This is a genomic window from Hymenobacter sp. UYAg731 (assembly GCF_054061335.1).
Genome location: NZ_JBSSEC010000004.1, coordinates 59,465 through 82,657 on the forward strand (window position 1 = coordinate 59,465; position 23,193 = coordinate 82,657).

The window sequence follows — 23,193 nt, forward strand, 5'->3', positions numbered from 1 at the left end:
CCGGGCTACTTGTGTGCTCTCATGAAAATCCTTTATAGCTACCTGCGCAACTACTGGCCGCTGCTGGTGCTGGCCCTCGGGCTGGCCGCCGTGAACCAGGTGTTCTCGCTGCTCGACCCGTATTTCTTCCGCAAGCTTATCGACCACTTTGCGCCCAAGGGCAGCGAGCTGGCGGCCGTGCGGCTGGTGCCGTTCGGACCGTTTCTGCGCGAGGCCCTGCCCTACATCGGGCTGATGCTGGGCGCGGCCATGGTGTCGCGCATTGCCAAGAACTTCCAGGATTATTACGTCAACGTCATCACCCAGCGGCTGGGCGCGAAGATGTATTCTGACGGCCTGCGCCATTCGCTGGAGCTGCCCTACCAGGTGTTTGAGGACCAACGCTCGGGCGAGACGCTGGGCAAGCTCCAGAAGGTGCGGCTTGATGTGGAGAAGCTAATTCAGAGCTTTGTGAATGTGCTGTTTACGGCGCTGGTGGGCATTATTTTCGTGATGTGGTACGCCATCACGGTGTACTGGCCCATCGCACTGGGGTATTTTCTCACCATTCCGCTGCTGGGTATTCTGAGTTTTTTCCTGAGCAAGAAAATCAAGGTTATCCAGAAAACCATCGTGGCCGAAACCACGGCCCTGGCGGGCTCCACCACCGAAAGCCTGCGCAACATCGAGCTCATCAAAAGCCTGGGCCTGGCCCAGCAGGAAACCGAGCGCCTGAATGCCACCACCACCAAAATCCTGAAGCTGGAGCTGCGCAAGGTGCGCTACCTGCGCTCGCTGAGCTTCGTGCAGGGCACCTTCGTGAACCTGCTCCGCAACGTGATTGTGCTGCTGCTGCTGTATCTGCTGGTGCAGCGCCACATAAGCCTGGGGCAGTTTTTCTCGTTCTTCATCTACTCGTTCTCCATTTTTGGGCCATTGCAGGAGTTGGGCAACATCATTGGCGTGTACCGCGAAACCGAGATTTCGCTGGGCAACTTCCAGACGATTCTCGACACGCCGAAGGACGTGAAGCCGGCGCACCCCAAGTCCGTGGCGCACATCGACAACCTGGCCTTCGACCACGTCAGCTTCCAGCACCTCACGGCCAAGGGCAAGGCGCTGACCAATATTTCCTTCGGGGTAAAACTCGGCGAAACCATTGCCTTCGTGGGACCGTCGGGCTCGGGCAAAACCACGCTGGTGAAGCTGCTGGTGGGCCTCTACCCGCCCCTGGCCGGCCAGATTCTCTACAACGGCATCCCCGGCTCGGAAATCGACCTCGATGAGCTGCGCGAGCAAATCGGCTTCGTGACGCAGGATACGCAGCTTTTTTCCGGCACTATCCGCGAGAACCTGCGCTTCGTGGCCCCCCAGGCCACCGACGAGGAATGCCTGATGGCCCTGCACCAGGCGGCGGCCGACACGCTGCTGGCCCGCGCCCCGCTTGGCCTTGATACCGTGATTGGCGAGGGCGGCGTGAAAGTGAGCGGCGGCGAAAAGCAGCGCCTCAGCATTGCCCGCGCCCTGCTGCGCAAGCCCACGCTCATGGTGTTCGACGAAGCCACCTCGGCCCTTGACTCCCTCACCGAAGAGGAAATCGGCAAGACGGTGCGGAAGCTTTCGGGCTCGCGCCAGCACATGACCATCCTCATTGCCCACCGCCTGAGCACCATTTTGCACGCCGACCGCATCTTCGTTTTAGAGCGCGGCCACATTGCCGAACACGGCGGCCACGCCGAGCTGCTGGCCCAAAAAGGCCTCTACTACGCCATGTGGCGCCAGCAAATTGGCGAGCGCAAGGAGGAGGACGCGACCAGCGCCGTGGCCGTTTAGGCCCATCTGGCTGCACTTTGCCGCCTGAAATCTCTCGCCTGCCGCGAGTTTGGCCAAAGCGAAGTTCTTTCAAAAAAACCCGACAATGGGACTATTCGATTTCCTGAAACCGAAAGAATCACCCGCACCTTCACCATCAGCACCGGAGCCCGTGGCGGCACCCTACTTGGGCGACTTGGCGAAGACTGGGGTGCTCTACGAACTGACGTCGGTTCCCAAACCAGACCGGGATGATGACTGGAACGCGGCTTTTCTGGCCAATTTGTCGGCGGCCAGCTTTCGGTGTGGCAACCCGCAAATTATTCAGGGGCCAGATGGGTTTCCGTATTTCCAGCTCTTTCTGCCCGAGGCCGGCGTCAGCTTTCAGTGCTATGTTATTGATAGAATGAAGGATGATTTTCTCCTGGAGCGAGGCCTGGGGGTCGTAATCAACCCCACCAACACGGGTCCGGATTGGGTGTTATCGTACGGAGACATCCTCAATTTCCAGCTACAGGGCCAGTTCTACACAACCGGAGAAACGCCGTTTTCGAAACAGCTCACCGACGAGGTACTTGAATCGAAAGAGGAAGTCATGATTGGGCAGCCAAGTGAGCTTCTGCTTCCGCAGCCGACGCGCAATATCCTGCGGGAATACCTCACCAACAACGGCGTTGCGTCGCCCAAGGTCCTGCTCATGATGCGGCACCTTGCTAACGGACCCGGTATTTCTCAGAATTTGGTGTTCAACATTACGCCTCAGCATTTCGACAGCGAGGAGGCGTACCGAAGCGTTATGCAACGCCTGCCCTGGTTCTTGCCAAGGCATTATTCCATTGTGGGGATGCGGGAGGAAAGTCTTGAAAACGGCTTTATGCCGCTCTAGAAAACCAATAAAAACTGTCCCCTACTCAATTATCTGCGCTTTCGGGTCAAAATCGACGGTGGGCGGTTGGGGGTTCATGTCCTCCAGGGCGGCCACCACAATTTCGGTGATGGCCAGGTCGCGGCCCCATTTATGGTTGGCGGGAATCACAAACCACGGCGCATCGGCAGCGGAACATTGCCGCATAGCCTCCTGGTAGGCGGCCTGGTAGTCGTCCCAATGGGCACGTTCCTTGAGGTCGTTGGGGTCGAATTTCCAGTTTTTAGTAGGGTCATCGAGGCGGGCCTGCAGGCGCTGGGCCTGCTCCTCTTTGGAAATGTGCAGGAAGAACTTGAGGATGCGCGTGCCGTTGTTCAGCAACAGCTGCTCGAAGTTATTGATGTCGGCATAATGCTCCTGGCAGGTTTTTTCGTCAATCAGGCCGTGTACGCGGGTGATGAGCACGTCCTCGTAGTGCGAACGGTTGAACACGCCGATGTGGCCCCTTTTGGGCGTCTGAGCATGAATACGCCAGAGAAAATCGTGCTTCAGCTCCTCCGAAGTGGGCGCTTTGAAAGAGGCTATCTGCACGCCGGCCGGATTCACGCCCGTGAGCAGGTTCTGGATGGCTCCGTCCTTGCCACCCGTATCCATGGCCTGCAACACGATGAGCAGGCTGCGCGAGTGCTCGGCATAGAGCAGCTCCTGGAGCTCGCTCAGGCGCTGGCGCAGCTTGAGCAGGCGCGGGCTGGCCTCCTGCTTGTCGTCGGGCTGGTGCGCGAAGGGCGTGAGGTCGGCCGGGTCCACGTCGGCCAGGCGAAAGGACTTGCTTTTGACGAAAACGGCGGGGGTTTCGGGGAGCTTGAATTTCATGTCGAAAAGTGCCTTTTGAGGCTGTTTAGAAAAAACCGTCATGCAGAGCGCAACGAAGCAACTTTACCGCGCAACGCAATTATTTACTTCAGCAGTAAAGATGCTTCGCTGCGCTCTGCATGACGGTCTAACTGGTTTGAAATCCTACGCGCCGCCCACCAGCCGCGCAATGCCGAACGCCGCCGCCGCCGCCAGCGCGCCCACCACAGCCATTTTTACGGCTCCGGCCACGGGCGGCTGCCCGGTCATGCGGCTCTTGAAATAGCCAAACGTGAACAGGCACACCAGCGTGATGGCCGCCGACCACGCCAGCCCGCGCTGGGGCGTGTCGGTCACGAAATAGGCGCTGAGCGGAATCAGCCCACCCACGGCGTAGGCCATGCTAATGGTTACGGCACTTTTGGGGGCCTGCCTGGGGTCGGGTTCCTCCAGGCCCAGCTCGTACTTCATCATGAACTTCACCCACTGCTCGGGGTCGGCGGTGAGTTCGGCCACGGCCTGGCGGCGGGTGGTTTCCGAGAGGCCCATGTCGGCCAGCAGCTCGTCCACTTCGGCGCGCTCTTTATCGGGCACCTCCTGCACCTCACGGTGCTCACGGCCCAGCTCCGAGGCGTAGTGCTCTACTTCGGTGCGGCCGGCCAGATAGCCGCCCAGGCCCATGGCAATGCTGCCGGCCACAATTTCGGCCAGCCCCGCCGTGATAACCAGCCCCGAGGACGACACGGCCCCGCTCAGCCCCGCCGCCAGCGCAAAGGGCACGGTCAGGCCATCGCTCAGGCCAATTACTACATCCTGCAACATGGCCGAACTGGTAAGGTGGTGCTCGGGATGCACGTCGTGGGGCAGTTGGGTGGTCGTAGTTGGCTCGGTCATAAAGGGAAAATTAAGAATGTAGCCTGAACCCGGCTGGGCGCTTTACGTACGCAGAAATAGAACTTTCGCTGCCGAAATGTTTCGGCGGCCTCCCTCACTTCACTCGTTTTTATCCTTATGGCTGCTCCCGCCAAAACTGCCGCTCCTAAAACCGCCGCACCCAAAAAAGCTGCCGCCCCGGCCGCCAAAAAAGCCCCCGCTAGAGCCACTACCGCCAACACCGGCAAAGGGGCCGGCTCCAACGCCGCCGTCGATATTCAGCCCATCCTCAACCAGCAAAACCACGCCCCTGCGCCCACCCAGCGCTTCGGCACCGTGAGCCAGCGCCTGCCCATCGGCCTCGATGAGGCCACCCGCCAAAGCAGCGTTACCATGCTCAACCAGCTCCTGGCCGATACCATTACGCTGCGCGATATGTACAAGAAGCACCATTGGCAGGTGGTAGGCCCCACGTTCTACCAGCTGCACCTGCTCTACGACAAGCACTACGAAGAGCAGGCCGAGCTGGTGGATACCATCGCTGAGCGCATCCAGATTCTGGGCGGCGTGGCCGTGGCCATGGCCCACGACGTGGCCGAGCTTACCAGCCTGCCCCGCGTACCCCGCGACCGTGAGGAGGCTCCCGTGCAGGTATCGCGCCTGCTGAGCGCCCACCAGTCCATCCTCAAAAACTGCCACGACTATGCCAAGAAGGCCGATGAGTCGGGCGACGATGGCACCAACGACCTTGTGGTAAGCAACCTCATGCGTACCAACGAGCTGCAAGTGTGGTTTGTATCGGAGCACGTAGTCGAGTCGCCCCTCACCCGCGCAGAATAGTAGTGATTCGTTCGCAAAAGCAACCAAAAAAGGCTGCCGCAGATAATGCGGCAGCCTTTTTTGGTTTGACTCCAGTCGTCAATCAACCTGCGCGGCCAGCTTTTCGCTGTGGTTGTCTTCGGCCTCTTCCACCGAATGGGTTTTGCCCAGGTCGTTATCCTTTTTGGCCAGCTCGGCCAGCAGGCAGTAGAAATCGTGCAGGGTCTTAATTTCTTCTTCCGAAAAATCCTGGGCGTTGATGAGGCGGTTGCTGGCTCCCTGCGTGGCCGCAATCAGCTCGTTCAGCTTCAGGTGCAGCACCAGCGAATCTTTGTTCTGCGCCCGCTGAATGAGAAACACCATCAGAAACGTAATAATGGTGGTGCCCGTGTTGATGACCAATTGCCAGGTTTCGGAATAATGAAACAGTGGCCCCGTAATGCCCCACACAATCACAATTCCCGCCGCGCCAACAAAGGCGGCCGTGGAACCTGAAAAGGTAGTAATGGCCCCGGCCATGCGGCCAAAAAAGGAGTTCCTAGCGGTCAATGGAGATGAATTCATGGCGTATTTTCTGAGAAAGAGGCGAAAAGCAACCTTAAGCTTCTACGAAACCACAAGATAACCAGTTGAATGATGGATGGTTGGTGAAAAAGGGGGCTGAAAGGTTGTGCGGCCCAAATACTCCGGCTATCTTTGCACCCGCTTCGCCACCTCAGCGACGCCGGCCTCGGCCGAATACCCGGTTTAGTTGCTCTATTTGCGCACGTGGTGAAACTGGTAGACACGCCATCTTGAGGGGGTGGTGCCTTCGGGTGTGGGAGTTCGAATCTCCCCGCGCGCACGCAAATCGAAAGCCCGTTGCAAGCAATTGCAGCGGGCTTTTTCGTGTCGTAGCGTGGACTCTGTGAGTCCGCGCACAAGAGCACATACTCATGTGCGAACGAATATGCGGACTCACAGAGTCCACGCTACTCCCGCTCAAACGGGTTGCCGGGCTTCACCAGCACCACCCGCTCGCGCTCCACCACCACCTGGCCGGGTAGCGCGCCCTTGGGCTTGCGCACAAACTTCTTAGGCGTGACCGTGACCGGGCATAATGTATCATGCTGGCGGCGCGAGTACCAGCCGGCCAGCATGGCGGCGTGCTCCACCACGGGCTCGGGCACCGGCTGCCCCGCCTTGTGGCGGATAACGACGTGCGAGCCCGTCACGTCTTTGGCGTGTAGCCAGAGGTCGTCCTTATGGGCGTATTTCTGGGTGAGCAGGTCATTGTTCGCCGCGTTACGGCCGACGAGGATGGTGAAACCCCGGTCCTCAAAAACCTTAAAGGGCAGCTCTGTAGCCGCTTTGGCCGCCGTGGGCGTGGGGTCGAGGCCGTGCTGCTTGCGCCAGGTGCGCAGGCCGCGCAGCTCGGCCAGGGCGGGCTGGGTATCCATTTCTTCGAGGCGCTCCAGGGCGGTGAAAGCGGTGGCCTCATGGCGGGCAATGCGCTCGGTGAGCTGGCGCTCTTCAATTTGCTGGTTTTTGCCCTTGCGGTATAGGTTTTCGGCAGTAAGCTGGGGCTTTTCGGTACGCTTCAGCTTGATGGTTTTGGGCAGATTGGTGTAAAAATCAATGACCTCAATCTGAGTAGAACCGGCCGGAATATCGTGCAGATTGGCCATTATCAGGTCGGCGGTGTGGCGGTATCCAGCTTCGTGGGCCAAGGCGTGGAGGCGCTGGCGGGCGTGGGCGGCGGCGGTGTCGGATTCGGCGGCGCGGCGCTCCAGCAACTGGCGCAGCTGCTTGGTTTCAGTTTCGAGGGCGCGACGGCCTAGGGCCATGGGCACGAAGCGGCGCAGGGCAGCCACCGGGTCATCGCCGGCGAAGGTTTCCAGCACTTCCCCCAGCGGCAGCAGGCTAAGACGCGTGCGGCCGTCGAGCTGGATGAGGTAGTAGTGCGCGGGCTTTTCGAGTTGGGCCAGCACCTGGTTTACCAGGCGAGTTTTGGTTTCGGGCGGGGCGGGGTCGTAGCCGTTCAGACGCAGGTAGCGCAGGGGCAGGTCGGCCAGGGGTGGCGGGAGTTTCTGGACCGCAGATTCAATGGATTTTACAGATTCCGCAGATTCGGACGGGCTTGGGGTCTCTGATGGTGGTACGGGTTGTGGGCGCAACTCCGCATCGGCCAGCAGCTTTTGATGGAAAAGCTGGGCTTTGCCGTCGGGTGCCGTGCGGAAAATGGCGTTTGGGCGCGGGCCATAAAGCTTGAATACGAGGCGGGCGCCACTGCGGAAATTGAGCTGCACCACCCGGTCCTGGGGCCAGGCGGCTACGGTTTCAATCTGCTGGCCCAGCATATCTGGGAACAAGTCGACGGAATTGGCGCGGGCGCGCTGGAAGGTTTCGGGCAGGGCCAGGGCCGGGAAATTAGCCCCCAGCTGCGCTTTCAGCCAGAACTCGGCCGTGCCGTTGGTGAGGCCAATAACTAGCTCGTCCTTTTCCTGCGTGAAGCACACGGCCACGCGGTAGCCCCGCAGCCGCTCGGTGAGCGCGGGGGCCAGCTGGCGCAGGAAGTAGTAATTGGTGTGCATAAGATGTAGCGCGGACTTTGAGAGTCCGCGAGTGCGCCGTTAATTCAACTGTTCAATTCGCGGACTCTCAAAGTCCGCGCTACATTGCCTTACACCTCCACCTTCAGCCCATCATACGCCAACCGAATCCAAGGCGGCAGTTCGGCTTCTACCTCGCGGTGCAGGCCCAGCTGGTGGCTGATGTGGGTGAGGTAGGCGCGTTTGGGCGCGGCTTCTTCGAGCACGGCCACGGCCTGGGCCAGGGTGAAGTGCGAGATGTGCTCCTCGCGGCGTAGGGCGTTGAGCACGATAACGTCGGCGTCGCGGAGCTGGGCGCGGGTTTCGGGGCCGAGGTGGTTGGCATCCGTCAGGTAGCAGAAGCCGCCGATGCGGAAGCCCAGCACTGGCAGCCGGTGGTGCATTGCCCGCAGCGGTAGCACGGGCACGCCCAGCACGTCGAACGGCACATCGTCGCGCTCGATGGGGTGCAGCACCACGCGGGGCACGCCGGGGTACTTGTGCTCGGCAAAAATGTAGGCGAACTCCTGCCGTAGCTGCTGAAGCACGCGAGGCTCGGCAAAAACCGGCATGTCGGTCTTTTGCCGGAAGTTGAAGGCCCGGATGTCGTCGAGGCCGGCGGTATGGTCCTTGTGCTCGTGGGTGAAGAGTAGGGCGTCGAGGTGCGTAACGCGGGCGCGCAGCATCTGCTGACGGAAATCGGGTCCGGAATCGACCACAAAGCTGCGGCCATCCACTTCCAGATGCACGGACACGCGCAGACGGTGGTCGCGGTGGTCGAGCGAGCGGCACACCGTGCAGGTGCAGCCAATCATGGGTACGCCCGAGGACGTGCCCGTACCTAAAAACGTTACAGTCATTCAGTTAAGAGTTATGAGTTAAAGGTTATGAGTTTAGCTGATGGCCCTAAGTGGGCACGAACCGCAAAGCTTTGCTGTGCCAACTCCTAACTTTTAACTCATAACTCTTAACTCCCTTACCCTACGTATTGCTTCACAACGCGCACCAAGGCATCGAAATCGAGCGGCTTGGGCAGGTAATCGGTCACGCCGGCCTCGCGGAACTGGTCCATTGAGTAGTTATTGGCGTTGCCGGTGATGGCGATGATGGGGAGCTTGTTGATTTTGGGGTCGGCGTGGGCGCGGATTTCGCGGGTGCATTGCATGCCGTCTTTCACGGGGATGTTGATGTCCATCAGCACGCAATCCACCGCGTTGCTTTCCAACTGCTTCAGTACTTCGCCGCCGTTTTTAGCCAGCACGATTTTATACTTCTGCAATTCCAGGATTTTGCGGGTAAGATTGAGAATTACCGAGCTGTCCTCAGCAATTAGGATGGTTTTCTGTACGGGTTCGGCGGACATTTGCGAAGGGTTTTGGGTTGGGTTCATAGGGTAGAGTAATAAGAGATTTGCCGCGTTCAGGCGGCTGAAGAGTCGGCAGCGCGCTCAACTGCGCCGGGGTATTCGGCAACGAACTGTGCAAAGTAATGTTCCAGAAGTTGAAAACCCACGGCACCTTCATCCAGCCGGCCCTCTTTGAACTGACTCTCAAGGTGCCGGGCCTGCGCAGCCAGGGCCACCCCGCCCAGCGTGGCGGCCGTGCCCTTGAGCTGGTGCAGCATGGGCAGCAGCTCGCGGAAGTTGGCGTCGGCCACGGCGGGGGCGGCATCGCGCAGCAAATCGCCGGCTTCCTGCTCGAACTCCTGGTAGAGGTCGGACGTGAATTCGGAACCGCCCAGCTCTATCAGCTGGTGCATGATGTTCACATCAAGCGTGGGCTCCCGGGGCTCGGCGGGCACCGAAACAGATAGCGCGGCGGGCACCAAAGCGGGGGCGGTGCCATTGGTCCCGAGGGCCATGGCCGGGGGCGTGACGGGCGTGGTACGCGGCCGCAGCCAACGGTGCAGCACTTCGTAGAGGTGCCGGCTTTTCACGGGCTTGCCCACGTAGTCATCCAGGCCCTGGCTCATGAAGCGGCCGGCGTCTTCCTGCATGGAGTAGGCCGTCATGGCCACCACGGGCGGGCAGGCGGCCCCCAGCAAGCGCCGGATTGCGGCGGTGGCGGCCACCCCGTCCATGTCCGGCATCTGGATGTCCATGAAAATAATGTTGTAAACGATGCCCGGCGTGCTGACCAGGGCAATAGCCTCGGGGCCGCCGCCGGCGATGGTGACGTCGCAGCCCAGCTTGGTGAGCAGGCGCTGGCCCACCTTCTGGTTGATGGCGTTGTCATCGACGAGCAGCACCATGGGGGCGGCCTCGAAGGGCTGGAACGCGGCCTCGCGCACCGGAGCTACGGTGAGCGGCTCGACGTGCTGGGCCTCGCGGGCGCTGATGGTGAACCAGAACACGGAGCCCTCGCCCTCGTCGGACAACACGCCAATCTCGCCGCCCAGCAGCTCGGCCAGCTGCCGGCTGATGCTCAGGCCCAGGCCCGTGCCGCCGTAGGCCTTGCTGGGCGTGGTGTCGAGCTGGGTGAAATTAGTAAAGAGCAGGCTGGCGTTGTCGCTCGAAATACCGATGCCCGAGTCCTGCACCGCGAAGCGCAGGGTGTGCAGCTCGCCGTCGGTACTCACGCTGCTCACCACGATGCCCACCGTGCCTTCGTTGGTGAACTTGATGGCGTTGGCCACCAGGTTGGACAAGATTTGGAGCAGGCGCACCTCGTCGGTTATCACGTAGCGCGGGGTGTGCGGCGTGATGTGGTAGGTGAAGCGGATGTGCTTCTGCTCGGCCCGGTAGATGAATAGGGCGCGGATGCGCTCCATCACAGCCTGCAGCTCGATGGGGGTTTCGTGAATCTGGAGCTTGCCGGCCTGGATTTTCGACAGGTCCAGAATGTCATTCAGGATGGTGAGCAGGGCGTCGGAGCTCTTGCGCAGGGTGTCCACGTAGTCGAGCTGCTCGTCGGTTTCCACGGTCTGGTCGAGCAGGTCAATCATGCCGATGATGCCGTTCATGGGCGTGCGCAGCTCGTGGCTCATGTTGGCCAAAAACTGCGTTTTGGCCTCCAGGGCGGCTTCGGCCTCGTCTTTGGCATGGCGCAGGTCGTCCTGCATCTGCTTGATTTCGGTCACGTCGCGGGCAATGCCCTGGGTACCTATCAGGCCTTCGCCCACAATGCGCGCATTCACGAGCACGCTCACGGGGTAACCTTCCTTGTGCCAGAGCTGGGTTTCGAAGTTGCGCAGGCCGCCGCTGCGCTCCACTTCCTCATTGGCCCGGGGCCGGTCAATGGTTTCGACGTAAAAATCGGCCACAGGCTTGCCCAGCACTTCCTCGGGCGCATAGCCCAGCACGTCGCGCACCGAAGGGCTGACGATGGTGAGCAGGCCCTCCTCGTCGGTGCGGTAATAGATGTCCTGAAACGACTCGAAGATGGAGCGAAATTTCTCTTCCTGCCCTTCCAGGGCCAGTTGGGCGCGCTTCTGCTCGGTGATGTCGTGGGCAATAGCCGAAATTTCCTCAAACGAGCCGTCGCCCAGGTAAATCGGGTTCAGGTAAATATCGGTCCACACATCGTAGCCCCGGGCATCGCGCAGGCGCATCTCGAAGCGCTGGGCTTGGCCCTTGGCGGCCGCGTCGTAGTGCTCCACAAAGGTGTTGCGCTCGTTGGCGGGCATCTGCTCCAGGTCGGCTTTCCAGAGGTTGAGGCCGCGTACCGGGTAGGTGCCGTTGCGCCGCAGGAACAGGGCCGCGTAGTTGCGGTTGAAGTTCATGAGGTTGGCGCGGGTGTCCACCGTCCACATGACGTGCGAGCCGCTCTCGAAAATAGCGTTGAGACGGGCGGTTTGCTTGCCAATCTGCTCCTCGTTGCGCTTGCGTTCAATGGCCAGCGCCACCTGGTTCGAGATGAAGTGCAGCACGTCGAGGTCGCCGGGCGTGTAGGCATCGGCGCGGCTGTAGTCCTGCACGGCCAGCACCCCGATGATGCGGTCGCCGATGCTCAGCGGGGAGGCCAGCATCACCTCCGGGGCCTGCCCAAAGGCCGTGACGGCCCCGCTGCGTACCAGCTGCTGGTAGTCGGTATGGGTGAGGTAGCGCGGCTGCCCGCCGGCAATGATGTACTCCGACACGCCCGCCGAAAACGGCCGCGTGCCCTGCTGCCGGGCCTGCGGATACTGGTCGACGTGGTACACGAACTGCAGCTGCGTGCGGGCATCGTCACACAGGGCGATGAACAGGTTGCTGGTTTCGATAATCTTGCTCAGCTCGCGGTGAATGGCCCCGTAGAGGCTGGGCAAGTCCTTGGCCGAGATGGCCAGGTTGGCGATGCTGTAGTAGACCTTTTGCAGGCGCTCGGCCTTGATGCGGTCCGTGATGTCGTGCAGAATGGCGCGGCTGCTCACCGGCTGGCCTTCCTCGCGCACCACGTTCATGCTCCCGATGAGGTGTACGGGCTTGCCCTGGCTGGTCAGAAACACGGTTTCAACCTTGTTCACCGGTTCGCCGTCGTAGAGGTTGCGCAGCTGGTAGAGCAGCTTGGCCTTGTAGTACGGATGCACCACATCGGCCAGGGTGCGGGTGGCCAGCTCAGCATCGGTGTAGCCCAGCTTTTCCTTCCAGGCCTTGTTCACAAACAGGAAGCCGTTGTCGGCCCCGAGGTGCTGCACCAGGTCCTGGGCATTGTCGAGGAAGTCCTGGAGGTGGGTGCTGTCGCCGGCCAGGGCCGGGCTCACCACGCTACGGCTGGCCAGTTCGTGCCCGGCCATCCACAAGCCGGTCGCTCTCCCGGCGGCATCGTGGGTGAAGCCAAACTGCCACGTCACGTAGCGCAACTGGCCCGTGCGCGTGAGCACCGACCGCTCGTAGCTGGCCGCCAAGGTCTGATGCTCGATGATTTCCAAAAACTCGCGCCGCCGCGATTCGCGCTCGGCGGGCGGGGCAAACAGCTGGTAGCAGTGCTGGCCCAGCACTTTGTCGCGGGTGTAGCCCGTGAGGGCCAGCATCGCCTCGTTGACTTCAACGATGATGCCCTTCAAATCGGCCAGCATATACACCTGACCAAGCTGGTCGAGCAGCGCCGCCAGGGGCGGGGCCACGGGGCGGGCAGTGGAAGTAGCCGAAAAAGAAGCCATAAACGACACGTACTACCGGTTGATATTTCCGGCTAAGATAAGCCACCGCGCTGCGAGGCGGCGGTGTAAATTTGGCCAAAATAAATTAACCTCCGCCCGGCTCTGCCCGCCCGGCCCTCGCCCCACCCGTCCTTGTCGCTCCCAACCAAGCAGCTGCTGTTTACCGTCACCACCGATTTGTGCTTCGACCAGCGGATGCAGCGCATCTGCGGCAGCCTGGCCGCCGCCGGCTACCGGGTGCAGCTGGTGGGCTGGCAGCGGCCGGCCTCGCCCCCGCTCACGCCGCAGTCCTACCAGCAGCACCGCCTGCGCGGCTGGTTTCAGCAGGGCAAGCTTTTTTACCTCGAATACAACCTGCGGCTTTTCATTTACCTACTGGGCCAGCGCGCCGCCGCTTGGTGCGCCTGCGACCTCGACACCGCCCTGCCCGTGTGGCTGCGCGCCCGCCTGGGCGGCCAGCCCTTCGTATACGACGCCCATGAGCTATTCACGGAAGTGCCCGAAGTGGTGGCCCGGCCCGCCGTGCAGCGCATCTGGCGCTGGGTGGAGGGCTTCATCGTGCCGCGCGCCCGGCTGGCCTACACCGTAGGCCCGGCCCTGGCGCGGGTGTTTGAGCAGCGCTACGGGCGGCCCTTCGCCGTGGTGCGCAACGTGAGCCGCCTGCGTACCGACGAGGTGCTACCACCCGCGCCGGATGCCGCGCCGCCCGCTGGCTACATCCTCTACCAGGGCGCGCTGAACGTAGGCCGGGGTCTGGAAAGCCTCATTGATGCCATGCCGCAGGTGGCGGGCCGGCTGGTGATTTGCGGCGAGGGCGACCTTTCGGCGGCATTGCGCGAGCGGGCGGAGCGGCTGGGTTTGCTGGCTTCGCGGTCGTACCCGGAGGGCAAAGTTGAATTTCGGGGCTTTGTGCTGCCCGAGGCGTTACGCGAAGTCACACGGTACGCGGCGGTGGGCATTATGCTGCTGGAAAACATCGGCCTGAGCTACTATTATTCGCTGGCCAATAAATTCTTCGATTACGTGCATGCCGGCATCCCGCAGGTGCTCATCGACTTCCCCGAATACCGCGCCCTCAACGACCAGTTCGACGTGGCCGAGTTGGTGACCGACCTGGCCCCCGCTACCCTGGCCGCCGCCCTCAACCGCCTGCTGCGCGACGAACCCGCCCGCTACCAGCACCTGGCCGAAAACTGCCGCCGCGCCGCCCCCCAGCTCAGCTGGCAGCACGAAGAACAAGTGCTGCTGAAACTATTTGCTGAATTATTTGCTAGCCCCACTCCAGCATGAAAAAACTTCTTCCCTCATTACTCCTTGGCGGTGCCTGCTTTGTGGCCGGAGCCTTTGTGGCCCGCCCCACCGCGCCCAACGAAATTACGGTGCCCATCCTACGCGCCGCGCAGCAGGTTTTCGGGCTGAATTTCAACGATGCCCAGCTCGATTCGACCCGCCGCAACCTGAATGGCTACCGCGACAGCTACGAGGCGCTGCGCAAAATTCCGCTGCCCAACAGCGTGGCTCCGTCCGTGGTATTCGACCCGCGCCCGCTGCGGATGCGACAGGCGCAGCTCTCCGCCACGAACAGCAATGCGGGCAAGCTGCCCGAAACCGCCAAAGTAAAGCTGCCCGCCAACCGAGACGACCTAGCCTTCTACACCGTGCGGCAGCTGGGCGAGCTGCTGCGCACCCGGCAGGTCACTTCCGAGGAGCTCACCACCTTTTTCCTGGCCCGCCTGAAGAAGTACGACCCGCGCCTGCACTGCGTCATCACCCTCACCGAAGACTTGGCCCTGCAACAGGCCCGGCAGGCCGACCAGGAAATCAAAGCCGGCAAATACCGCGGCCCGCTGCACGGCATTCCGTACGGAGCGAAGGACTTATTCAGCGCCAAAGGCTACAAAACCACCTGGGGCTCGGTGCCTTACAAAGACCAGACGCTGGACGAGGACGCGGCCGTGGTGGAGCGCCTGCGCGCCGCCGGGGCCGTGCTGTGCGCCAAGCTCACGCTGGGCGAGCTGGCCCAGGGCGACGTGTGGTTTGGCGAGAAAACCCGCACGCCGTGGGACGTAACCAAGGGTTCGAGCGGGTCGTCGGCAGGCTCCGCTTCGGCGGTGGCGGCGGGGCTGCTGCCGTTTGCCATGGGCACCGAAACGCTGGGCTCCATCATCAGCCCCAGCACGGCCTGCGGCGTGACCGGCCTGCGCCCCACCTACGGCCGCGTGAGCCGCGCCGGGGCCATGGCCCTGAGCTGGACCATGGACAAGGCCGGCCCCCTCACCCGCTCGGCCGAGGACTGTGCCATAGTGCTGGCCGCCCTGTGCGCCGCCGGCCCCGATGCCCGCGACCCCGCCACCCTGCTGGCTCCCAACCGCTTCCAGTACGCATTCGGCACCAACATCAAAAAGCTGCGCGTCGGCTACCTCAAAGCGGCTTTCGACCAGAATTATCCTACCAAGGCCAACGACCAGGCCACCCTGGACGTGCTGCGCAAGCTGGGCGTGGAGCTGGTGCCGCTGGAGCTGCCGGCCATCTCGCCCGGCGCGTTGCGCTTCGTGCTCACGGCCGAGGGCGCGGCGGCCTTCGACGACCTCACCCGCTCGGGCCGCGACGGCCAGATGGTGCTCCAGAACCGCTCGGCCTGGCCCAACAGCTTCCGCTCGGCCCGCTTCATTCCGGCCGTGGAATACCTCCAGGCCCAGCGCGTACGCAGCCTGCTCATCGAGCAGATGGACGCCCAGCTCAAAGGCTTCGATTGCTATATCGCGCCCTCGTTCAGCGCCAACCTCGTGCTCACCAATCTCACCGGCCAGCCCGCCGTGGCGGTACCCAACGGCTTTACGGCCGCCGGCCTGCCCACCACCATCACCTTCATGGGCCAGCTTTACGAAGAAGGCACCCTGCTGGCCCTTGCCAAGGCCTATCAGGACGCTACTGATTTCGACGAAAAGCACCCGCCGATGCCGTAGATGTTGGCGTATTCATGCCGACTCCACGGCCGCTTTCCGCCCGGAAGGCGGCCGTGGGCACTATCTTGCCGGTCTGATGGATAGCACTACACGCCGAAATTATTGCTTCGTGGCTGCTTACCCTCGTTTCCCGTTGCTCCGGCCAATGAAGATTTTTCTGATGCTGGTCTTGCTGAGCTGCAGGCTGGAGCTGAGCGCGCAGCCCACGCCGCCCGCCACCCAGTACACTGACGCGCAGGACCGCTACCGGCTGACTTATGCGCCGGGCTGGGTACCGCCCCGGGCGGTAGGCGGTGCGGTAGCCACGTTCACGGCCGGCGCGCCCGCCACCAACGCCACGGTAAAAGTGAGCCAGCAGCCCCTGCCCGACGACCGGCGCGACCTGCGCCTGCTGGGCGCGGGCCGGCCCGATTCGGTGGTGCAGCGTATTCAGCGGCTGCCGCGCGTGCAGGTGCTACGCCTGGACCAGCACAGCGCCGGCCCCACCGATGAGATTGACTACGAATACACGTACGCTTCGGCCACCCCGGCCCTGCGCACGCACGTAGTGGGCCGGCAGCTGTGGCGCGGCGGCTACGAGTTCCGGGTAGAATACCGGGCCGGCACCGACCAGGACGGTCGCTACCTGGCCGAGGGGCGGCAGTTGGTTGAGTCGTTCGCCTTCACCAACGCGCCCTGGCCCAGCCGCCGCTACGTTGACCAGATTTGCGACGGTAAAATGTACGGCATCGCTGCCCTGCGCTACCACGACGGGCAGTGGGAAGACGACTGCCGCACCATCCACGAGTTTTCGACCGCTGACCCCTCCGCCACGCCCAAGACGCACCGCCAGGTGCTGCCATTTCAGTCCTACGCCTTGGCCAAGGGGTTCGATAACTGCCTGTATTCCGTCACGAAAGCGCCCACCAATGCCCCCGAGCGCGTGTACCGCTACGACCCCGCCGCCCGACGCGGGGCCTACACCGACTGGCAGCTGCCCGCCCAAGGCCCCGAAAACGTCTGGATTTCGGCCGCCACCGACGACCACGGCGACCTGTATTTCATGACCTCCGACGCCAACCAGCTAGTGCGCGTGAGCCCCCACGAGGGCCGCGTGAGCGTGGTATGGGCCTCCGACCCCATCCGCAAAGCGCCGTATTATCCCCTCATTGGGTTTGCCAGCGCGGGCACGCACGGCAACTTTTGCCTCGACGATGCCAGCACCATGTACATGGTGTACAGCACCGACGGCTCGCTGCTAAAAGTGAATATGAACACCAAACAGCCCGCGCCCGAGCGCATTGCCCTGGACGGCCTGCCCGTGCGCGGCGGCTACAGCGACCTGCTGATGCAGAACGATGCCGCCGGCCGCCGCCGCCTCTACCTGGCCGGGCCGCACGGGCTCTACCAGGTTGATTTGGCACGCCGCCAGGCCACCCGCGTGCGCGGGGGCACCTACACCGACCTGGCCGGCTGCAATCTGTTTGGCGTGGTGCCGCCCGCCCCGCCCCTGCCGCCACCCACGCCCACCACCGCCACTTGGGAAGGCCGCGTGCTCGACGCCACCACTTCCCTGCCCCTGCCGCAGGCCCAGCTGCGCCTCGACCGCGACGAAGTGGGCACGGCCGTGCTGCTGTCGGTGCGGGGCAGCTTCACCTATACCACCGCGCCAGGACGTGCCTGCCAATACCACGCCCAGCACCCCGGCTATTTCCCCACTGATAGCACCTGGGCCGCCACGCCCGGCCCGCTGGTGCGCGACATCCTGCTGCGCCCGCTGGCCGTGGGAGCTACCCAGCAACTCGCCAATGTGCAGTTCGAGCAGGGAAAAGCCACGATGCTGCCAGCATCGGCCGCCGCCCTCAACAAGCTGGTGCGGCTGATGATTGACAACCCCGGCCTCACCATCGAGCTACGCGGCCACACCGACAACGTGGGCCCCCCCGAAAAAAACGTGGTGCTCAGCCAGCAGCGTGTGGCCGCCGTGAAAGCCTACCTTGCCGACCACGGCGTGGCCGACACCCGCATTACCGGCCTGGGCCTGGGCGGGGCCGAGCCCCTCGCCAGCAACGACCAGGAAGCCACCCGCCGCCTTAATCGCCGCGTAGAGTTTCGCATCGTCGGGCTGCAATAGATTGTAGCGCGACGTAGCGCGAACTTTGTAGTTCGCGTCCCCACGCCATTAAAGCCACTCCACCGGCGCGGGGACGCGAACTACAAAGTTCGCGCTACTTTTAACGCCATCGTGTCCGCACTTCCCCCCGAAATCCTCGCCCAACTGGCCCCCACCGCCGCCGACCCGCGCCCCGCGCTGCTCACCATTGCCGGCCCCACGGCCGTGGGCAAAACGGCCCTCTGCGTGCAATTGGCGCAGCAGTTCCATACCGAAATAGTCTCGGCCGATTCGCGCCAGTTTTTCCGCGAGCTCAGCATCGGCACGGCCAAGCCCACGCCGGCCGAAATGCAAGGCGTGCCCCACCATTTCATCGATAGCCACAGCATCAGCGAGGATTACAGCGCCGGCCGGTTTGCTACCGATTGCCTGGCCGTGCTCACCGACTTGTTCCGAAAGTACCCACTGGTCATACTCACCGGCGGGTCGGGCCTCTACGTGCAGGCCGTAACCGACGGGCTGGACGAATTGCCCAGCGTGCCGCCCGAAGTGCGCGCCCAGCTCCACGCTGAGCTGGCCGCCCAAGGCCTCCCCCACCTCGTGGCCGAGCTGGCCGAAACCGACCCCGTTGCCCACGCCCGCATCGACCAGCAAAACCCCCAGCGCGTAGTGCGGGCCCTGGAAATCACCCGCGCCACCGGCCGGCCGTTCTCCAGCTTCCACACCGATGGCCCGCCGCCCGAAAACCCGCTGTTCCGCAACGTCAAAGTGGCCCTCACCCGCGAGCGGGAGGAGCTCTACCAGCGCATCAACCTGCGCGTAGAGCACATGCTGGCTGTCGGCCTGCTGGCCGAAGTAGAAGCAGTGCTGCCCTACCGCCACCACCACGCCCTGCAAACCGTGGGCTACCAAGAAATTTTCGGTTTTCTGGACGGCGAGTACGACTGGGCCGAAGCCGTGCGCCTGCTCCAGCGTAACACCCGCCGCTACGCCAAGCGCCAGATGTCCTGGCTACGGCGCGACCCCGGCTACGCCTGGGTCGAATTGTAAATTTTGAATTATAAATGGCCCTACAGTAGCCGCACGGACATTTTACTCAGCCATTTATAATCTATAAATCAAAATTTACAATTAAACACTGAGAATCTCCACCATCCGCATGAAGCTCTGGTTGATGATTTTTTTCTTGTTAATCGTGTCCGTGAACGGCGTATAAACCAGCTTTTTATCTACAATCCCGGCCATTACGTTGCGCATGCCGTTCATGAGGCCTTCCACGGCGGCGATGCCGATTTGGGAGCCCAGCAGGCGGTCGGCGGCCGTGGGGGAACCACCGCGCTGAATGTGCCCAATAACCGTAACGCGGGTATCGAGCTGCGGGATGGCTTCCTTCACGCGGGCCGCCGTGTTGGTGGCGTTGCCTTCCTCCTCGCCCTCGGCCACGATAACGATGAACGAGGTTTTGGAGCGCTGCCAGCCCGTTTGCAGGGTGTCAATCACCACGTCCACGCTCATTTGCGTTTCAGGAATCATCACAATTTCGGCCCCGCCGCCGATAGCGCACGGAATAGCGATGTAGCCCGAGTCGCGGCCCATCACCTCCACAAAGAAGCAGCGGTCGTGTGAGTCGGCCGTATCCCGGATTTTGTCGATGCACTCCAGCGCTGTGTTCACGGCTGTATCGTAGCCGATGGTGTAGTCCGTGCCGTACAGGTCGTTGTCAATCGTGCCCGGCGCGCCCACCGTCGGGATACCGAACTCTTCCTCAAAAATCATGGCTCCGGTGAAGGTGCCGTTGCCACCAATGGCCACGAGGCCTTCAATGCCGTTGTTAACCAGCTGGTCGAAAGCCTGCTGGCGGCCTTCCTTGGTCATGAATTTCTGGCTGCGGGCCGATTTCAGAATGGTGCCGCCCTTCTGCACTGTATTGGATACCGAAGCCGAATCAAGACGTACAAATTCGCCCTTAATCATGCCGCTGTAGCCCCGCATAATGCCGTAAACCTCAATGCCGTGGTACGTGGCCGTACGCACCACTGCCCGGATGGCGGCGTTCATGCCCGGCGAATCGCCTCCACTCGTAAAAACCGCTATTCTCTTCATCTGACCTGTCATAAATGCAACAGGGCGCGCAAATGGCACCCAAACCGCGCAAAGTTGGCGAAATGAATGCAAACCCTCAACCCTGCCATAGAAATTGGCGTTATGGAAACGATTGTTATTTTCCTTAGCAGAACAATAATTTGACAACAAAAAGCCGATTTTACGTGTATCTTACCCCTGAAATCACGGTTCTGTTCCCAAAATCATCTTCCACTTCTTAATTCCCACGTTTTATGTTCGGTTTTTTCGAAAATGAGCAGGCTAAAAAAATCAAAAGCCACCTGTTGAATCTCGCGGCGCTGGCTAAAGCCGACGGCCATATCGACGCCCGGGAGATGAACTTCATCCTTGCGGTGGGCAAAAAGAACGGTATCAGCACTTCCGAAGTGCAGGCACTGGTTTCGGGCTCGAAAGGCAGCACCAATGACCTGCCCACCACCGATTCGGAGCGGTTCGACCAGATTTTCGACCTCGTGGATATGATGCTGGCCGACGGCATTGTGGACGAAACCGAGATGGATTTCTGCATCATGATGGCCGAGAAGCTGGGCTTCCGCAAAGCCATTGTGGGCGTGCTGGTACGCAAGATTTCGCAGGGTGTCAAAGATGGCCTGCCCCGTGAGCGCATAAAAGAAGAAAGCACGTCTTTCCTGAACTACAACGAGTTGCCCCGACCCAACGTGGCAGTATAATAGATGTTTTCGGGTTTTCCGAAACAGTGATGGCCCGTTGGCAATCCGAAATCGGGCTGCCAACGGGCCGCTTTGTTTGTGAGTGCGCCGAGCTGGCCAGCGGCCGGTTCCTCAGTCGTTCTGGTTGGTCCTACCGGGTATGGTCCACGCCCCCACCGGCAATGTGCTCGATGGCGCGCAGCAGGGCGGCGCAGGCCTCGTCAATCTCGGCTTCGCTGATGGTAAGCGGCGGGGCCAGCCGTAGCGAGTTGTCGCAGAACAGGAACCAGTCGGTGAGGATGCCTTCGTGCGCCAGCGCGTAGTCGATGATGGGCTTGAGCATGGCGAAGGAGTCGAACTCCACGGCCATGAGCAGGCCGCAGCCGCGCACCGCCCGGATGGCCGGGTGCCGCAGCTGCTCCCGGAACCGCGCCGCTTTGGCGGCTACGCCTTCGGCCAGTTTCTCGTCCTGCATCACTTGCAGCGTGGCCAGAGCCGCCGCGCAGCTTACCGGGTGCCCGCCGAAAGTGGTGCAGTGCCCTAGAATAGGGTTGGTTTTGAAGCCGGACATAATTTCCATGCTCGAAATGAAGGCTCCGATGGGCATGCCGCCGCCCATGCCCTTGGCGCACACCAGGATATCGGGCTCGATGCCGAACTGCTCGAACGCCCACATAGTACCGGTGCGCCCGTAGCCGCACTGGATTTCGTCGAGAATGAGCAGGGCGCCCACTTCGCGGCAGCGGCGGCGCAGGGCCGGCAGGTAATAAGGCGAGGGCACGCGCACGCCGGCCTCGCCCTGAACGGTTTCGATGACGACGGCGGCCGTGCGCTCGGTAATCAGCATCAGGTCGGCAAAGTCGTTGTGGCGAATGTGGCGCACGTCGGGCAGCAGTGGGCGGAAGCTATTTTTGAAGTCTTCGGAGCCGGTGATGGACAGCGCGCCATGCGTGGAGCCGTGGTAGGCGTTGAGGCAGGAAACGAGCTCGGTGCGGCCGGTGTGGCGCTTGGCCAGCTTCAGCGCCCCCTCGATGGCTTCGGTGCCGGAGTTGGTGAAAAACACCGAATCCAGGTGGGCGGGCAGGGTTTGGTGGATGGCCTCGGCCAGCTGGGCGGGCACGGCCTGCACCAGCTCGCCATACACCATCAGGTGCAGGTACTTATCGAGCTGGGCCTGAATGCCGGCCAGCACGCGCGGGTGGCGGTGGCCCACGTTGCTTACGCCGATGCCCGAAATGAGGTCGAGGTAGCGGCGGCCATCGGGGCCGTACATGTACACGCCTTCGGCCCGCTCGATTTCCAGCAGCAGCGGAAAATCGGAGGTTTGGGCCTGGTGGCGCAGGAATAATTGGCGGGGGGTGAGGACCACAGATTTAACGGATTTGACGGATTTTTCGGATTTCGGAGACGACTGCGCGGCCGCTTTGTGGCGTTACAAACAAGAGTGGCCGAGCTTTCGATTATTCCGCAAAAGTAAAGAGGCCGCTGCGGGGCAGCGGCCTCTCGGCATAGCTCAAAAAGAAACTGACTCAGTTGGTGTCAATGGCGGGCTGAGTACCCGCCCCAGCCACGCGTTTGATAACCTCCTTGGTGAAGTCGCGCTCGGCCTGAAACAACTGGGCCACCTGGCGCAGGGAAATGACTTTTTGAAACTTGTCGAAATACTCCTTTTCGAGGTTCAGTTCCTGCTGGCGCATGTTGAAGGCTTGGGTGAAGTTGTCGCGGATTTGCGGGTCGGTCATGCCCTCGGTTACGTCGCGGCGCAGCAGGCGGCCGCTGCGGTTGAGCTCGCGCCGGCGGTCGGAAAATTCGTTGTAGAGCGGCCAGAACTTCTGAGCCTGGTCCTGGGTGAGCGAAACGCGGTTGGTGATAAAGGCAATTTTGGCGTTTTCGAGCTGGCCCAGGCGCTGGCCTCGGCGGCCACCGCCCTGGGCATGCGCGGCCGGGGCCAGCAACAGCAACAAAGCGGCCAAGCTCAGCAAACGAAACATGGATGATAAAACGGACATGATAGCGAGGTAGGAATACAGAAATTATAGGTACGTAGAATCGTCGGAAGGTTGCGCGTCCAGCGCATCATCCAGCTCAGCTTCCGAAGCGTGCAGGAAGCCTTTAGTGATGGCCGGATTAGCGGCGGTGAGCACGGCGAGGTCGGAGTTTTCGACGCGGGCGCCGCTCGTGAGCAGGTAGCCCACCAGCTCGGTACGCGGCACGGCATCGAGCGAGGCCGTGGCGGCCGTGGCCGGCACCAGCGGCGCGCTGCCGCTCATGTAGAACGAGGCGGCAAAGCCGCCCAGCACGGCCACCGAGGCCAACCCGGTGCGCAGCGCCGGCGACAGGAAGCTGAGCCAGCGCCAGCCCGGCGCGGTTTCGCGGGCCTCGGCCTGGGGTAGGCGGGCCATTATCTGCATCGGCAGTTTATCGAAGTAGCCTGCGGGCGGCTCGCTCAGCAGCGGGCGGGGCCGCCGGGGGTGCGCGTCAAGCTTGAAAGCAGTTTTCATGATGGTTGGAT

The 23,193-nt window shown here is 62.1% G+C and carries 19 protein-coding genes and 1 tRNA gene; 9 read left to right on the forward strand and 11 right to left on the reverse strand.

Annotation, left to right across the window (positions count from 1 at the left end; translation table 11 throughout):
- Positions 1–21: 21 nt before the first annotated feature.
- Both ACVWYF_RS12250 and ACVWYF_RS12255 read left to right on the forward strand, forming a co-directional pair.
- On the forward strand, positions 22–1,812 hold the full coding sequence (locus tag ACVWYF_RS12250; protein ID WP_457068330.1) for an ABC transporter ATP-binding protein: 1,791 nt from the start codon (positions 22–24) through the stop codon (positions 1,810–1,812).
- Positions 1,813–1,861: 49 nt separating this feature from the next.
- The gene (locus ACVWYF_RS12255; protein WP_457068332.1) at positions 1,862–2,677 is read left to right on the forward strand and encodes a hypothetical protein; all 816 of its coding nucleotides are present in this window, start codon (positions 1,862–1,864) and stop codon (positions 2,675–2,677) included.
- Between the two features lie 21 nt (positions 2,678–2,698).
- Here ACVWYF_RS12255 and ACVWYF_RS12260 read toward each other — a convergent pair whose 3' ends face one another.
- Complete coding sequence (locus ACVWYF_RS12260; protein WP_457068334.1) at positions 2,699–3,529, reverse strand: polyphosphate kinase 2 family protein; 831 nt, start codon at positions 3,527–3,529, stop codon at positions 2,699–2,701.
- A 144-nt stretch (positions 3,530–3,673) separates the two neighbouring features.
- On the reverse strand, positions 3,674–4,402 hold the full coding sequence (locus tag ACVWYF_RS12265) for a VIT1/CCC1 transporter family protein (RefSeq protein ID WP_457068336.1): 729 nt from the start codon (positions 4,400–4,402) through the stop codon (positions 3,674–3,676).
- 117 nt (positions 4,403–4,519) lie between these two features.
- Here ACVWYF_RS12265 and ACVWYF_RS12270 point away from each other — a divergent pair, with 117 nt between their 5' ends.
- Positions 4,520–5,221, forward strand: a complete 702-nt coding sequence (locus tag ACVWYF_RS12270) for a Dps family protein (RefSeq protein WP_457068338.1) — start codon at positions 4,520–4,522, stop codon at positions 5,219–5,221.
- 78 nt (positions 5,222–5,299) lie between these two features.
- On the opposite strand, the gene ACVWYF_RS12275 is transcribed toward ACVWYF_RS12270, so the two are convergent.
- Positions 5,300–5,719 (reverse strand): low affinity iron permease family protein, encoded by a 420-nt coding sequence (locus ACVWYF_RS12275; RefSeq protein WP_457068340.1) that lies wholly within the window; start codon positions 5,717–5,719, stop codon positions 5,300–5,302.
- A gap of 243 nt (positions 5,720–5,962) precedes the next feature.
- Between ACVWYF_RS12275 and ACVWYF_RS12280 the strand changes: the two genes are divergently transcribed.
- Positions 5,963–6,044: transfer RNA gene (locus tag ACVWYF_RS12280), tRNA-Leu, on the forward strand.
- Positions 6,045–6,171: 127 nt separating this feature from the next.
- Here the strand turns inward: ACVWYF_RS12280 and ACVWYF_RS12285 are convergent.
- The 4 genes from ACVWYF_RS12285 to ACVWYF_RS12300 form a co-directional block, all read right to left on the reverse strand.
- Positions 6,172–7,773 carry an NFACT RNA binding domain-containing protein gene (locus tag ACVWYF_RS12285; protein ID WP_457068342.1) on the reverse strand — a complete coding sequence of 534 codons (1,602 nt, stop codon included), beginning with the start codon at positions 7,771–7,773 and terminating at the stop codon, positions 6,172–6,174.
- A gap of 89 nt (positions 7,774–7,862) precedes the next feature.
- Positions 7,863–8,630 carry an MBL fold metallo-hydrolase gene (locus ACVWYF_RS12290; RefSeq protein ID WP_457068344.1) on the reverse strand — a complete coding sequence of 256 codons (768 nt, stop codon included), beginning with the start codon at positions 8,628–8,630 and terminating at the stop codon, positions 7,863–7,865.
- Between the two features lie 116 nt (positions 8,631–8,746).
- Positions 8,747–9,133, reverse strand: a complete 387-nt coding sequence (locus ACVWYF_RS12295; protein WP_457068346.1) for a response regulator — start codon at positions 9,131–9,133, stop codon at positions 8,747–8,749.
- A 56-nt stretch (positions 9,134–9,189) separates the two neighbouring features.
- Complete coding sequence (locus ACVWYF_RS12300; RefSeq protein WP_457068348.1) at positions 9,190–12,849, reverse strand: PAS domain S-box protein; 3,660 nt, start codon at positions 12,847–12,849, stop codon at positions 9,190–9,192.
- 132 nt (positions 12,850–12,981) lie between these two features.
- Here ACVWYF_RS12300 and ACVWYF_RS12305 point away from each other — a divergent pair, with 132 nt between their 5' ends.
- From ACVWYF_RS12305 to miaA, 4 genes are all read left to right on the forward strand, one after another.
- Positions 12,982–14,139, forward strand: coding sequence for a glycosyltransferase (locus ACVWYF_RS12305; RefSeq protein WP_457068350.1), 1,158 nt, complete (start codon positions 12,982–12,984; stop codon positions 14,137–14,139).
- Positions 14,136–15,815, forward strand: a complete 1,680-nt coding sequence (locus ACVWYF_RS12310; RefSeq protein ID WP_457068352.1) for an amidase — start codon at positions 14,136–14,138, stop codon at positions 15,813–15,815. Before ACVWYF_RS12305 ends, ACVWYF_RS12310 begins: the two co-directional genes overlap by 4 nt.
- 145 nt (positions 15,816–15,960) lie before the next feature.
- Entirely contained in the window at positions 15,961–17,928 is a 1,968-nt protein-coding gene (locus tag ACVWYF_RS12315) for an OmpA family protein (protein WP_457068354.1), read from the forward strand.
- 111 nt (positions 17,929–18,039) lie between these two features.
- Positions 18,040–18,957, forward strand: coding sequence for a tRNA (adenosine(37)-N6)-dimethylallyltransferase MiaA (gene miaA, locus ACVWYF_RS12320; RefSeq protein WP_457068356.1), 918 nt, complete (start codon positions 18,040–18,042; stop codon positions 18,955–18,957).
- Positions 18,958–19,038: 81 nt separating this feature from the next.
- Here miaA and pfkA read toward each other — a convergent pair whose 3' ends face one another.
- On the reverse strand, positions 19,039–20,010 hold the full coding sequence (gene pfkA, locus ACVWYF_RS12325) for a 6-phosphofructokinase (protein WP_457068358.1): 972 nt from the start codon (positions 20,008–20,010) through the stop codon (positions 19,039–19,041).
- Between the two features lie 233 nt (positions 20,011–20,243).
- On the opposite strand from pfkA, the gene ACVWYF_RS12330 reads away from it, so the two are divergent.
- Positions 20,244–20,702, forward strand: coding sequence for a tellurite resistance TerB family protein (locus ACVWYF_RS12330; RefSeq protein WP_457068359.1), 459 nt, complete (start codon positions 20,244–20,246; stop codon positions 20,700–20,702).
- A 130-nt stretch (positions 20,703–20,832) separates the two neighbouring features.
- Here ACVWYF_RS12330 and ACVWYF_RS12335 read toward each other — a convergent pair whose 3' ends face one another.
- The 3 genes from ACVWYF_RS12335 to ACVWYF_RS12345 all read right to left on the reverse strand — a co-directional run bounded on the left by ACVWYF_RS12335 (position 20,833) and on the right by ACVWYF_RS12345 (position 23,182).
- Positions 20,833–22,050: an aspartate aminotransferase family protein gene (locus tag ACVWYF_RS12335; protein ID WP_457068361.1), complete on the reverse strand. Its 1,218-nt coding sequence runs from the start codon at positions 22,048–22,050 to the stop codon at positions 20,833–20,835.
- Between the two features lie 160 nt (positions 22,051–22,210).
- Complete coding sequence (locus ACVWYF_RS12340) at positions 22,211–22,690, reverse strand: hypothetical protein (protein WP_457068363.1); 480 nt, start codon at positions 22,688–22,690, stop codon at positions 22,211–22,213.
- A 24-nt stretch (positions 22,691–22,714) separates the two neighbouring features.
- On the reverse strand, positions 22,715–23,182 hold the full coding sequence (locus tag ACVWYF_RS12345) for a hypothetical protein (protein WP_457068365.1): 468 nt from the start codon (positions 23,180–23,182) through the stop codon (positions 22,715–22,717).
- Positions 23,183–23,193 lie beyond the last annotated feature (11 nt).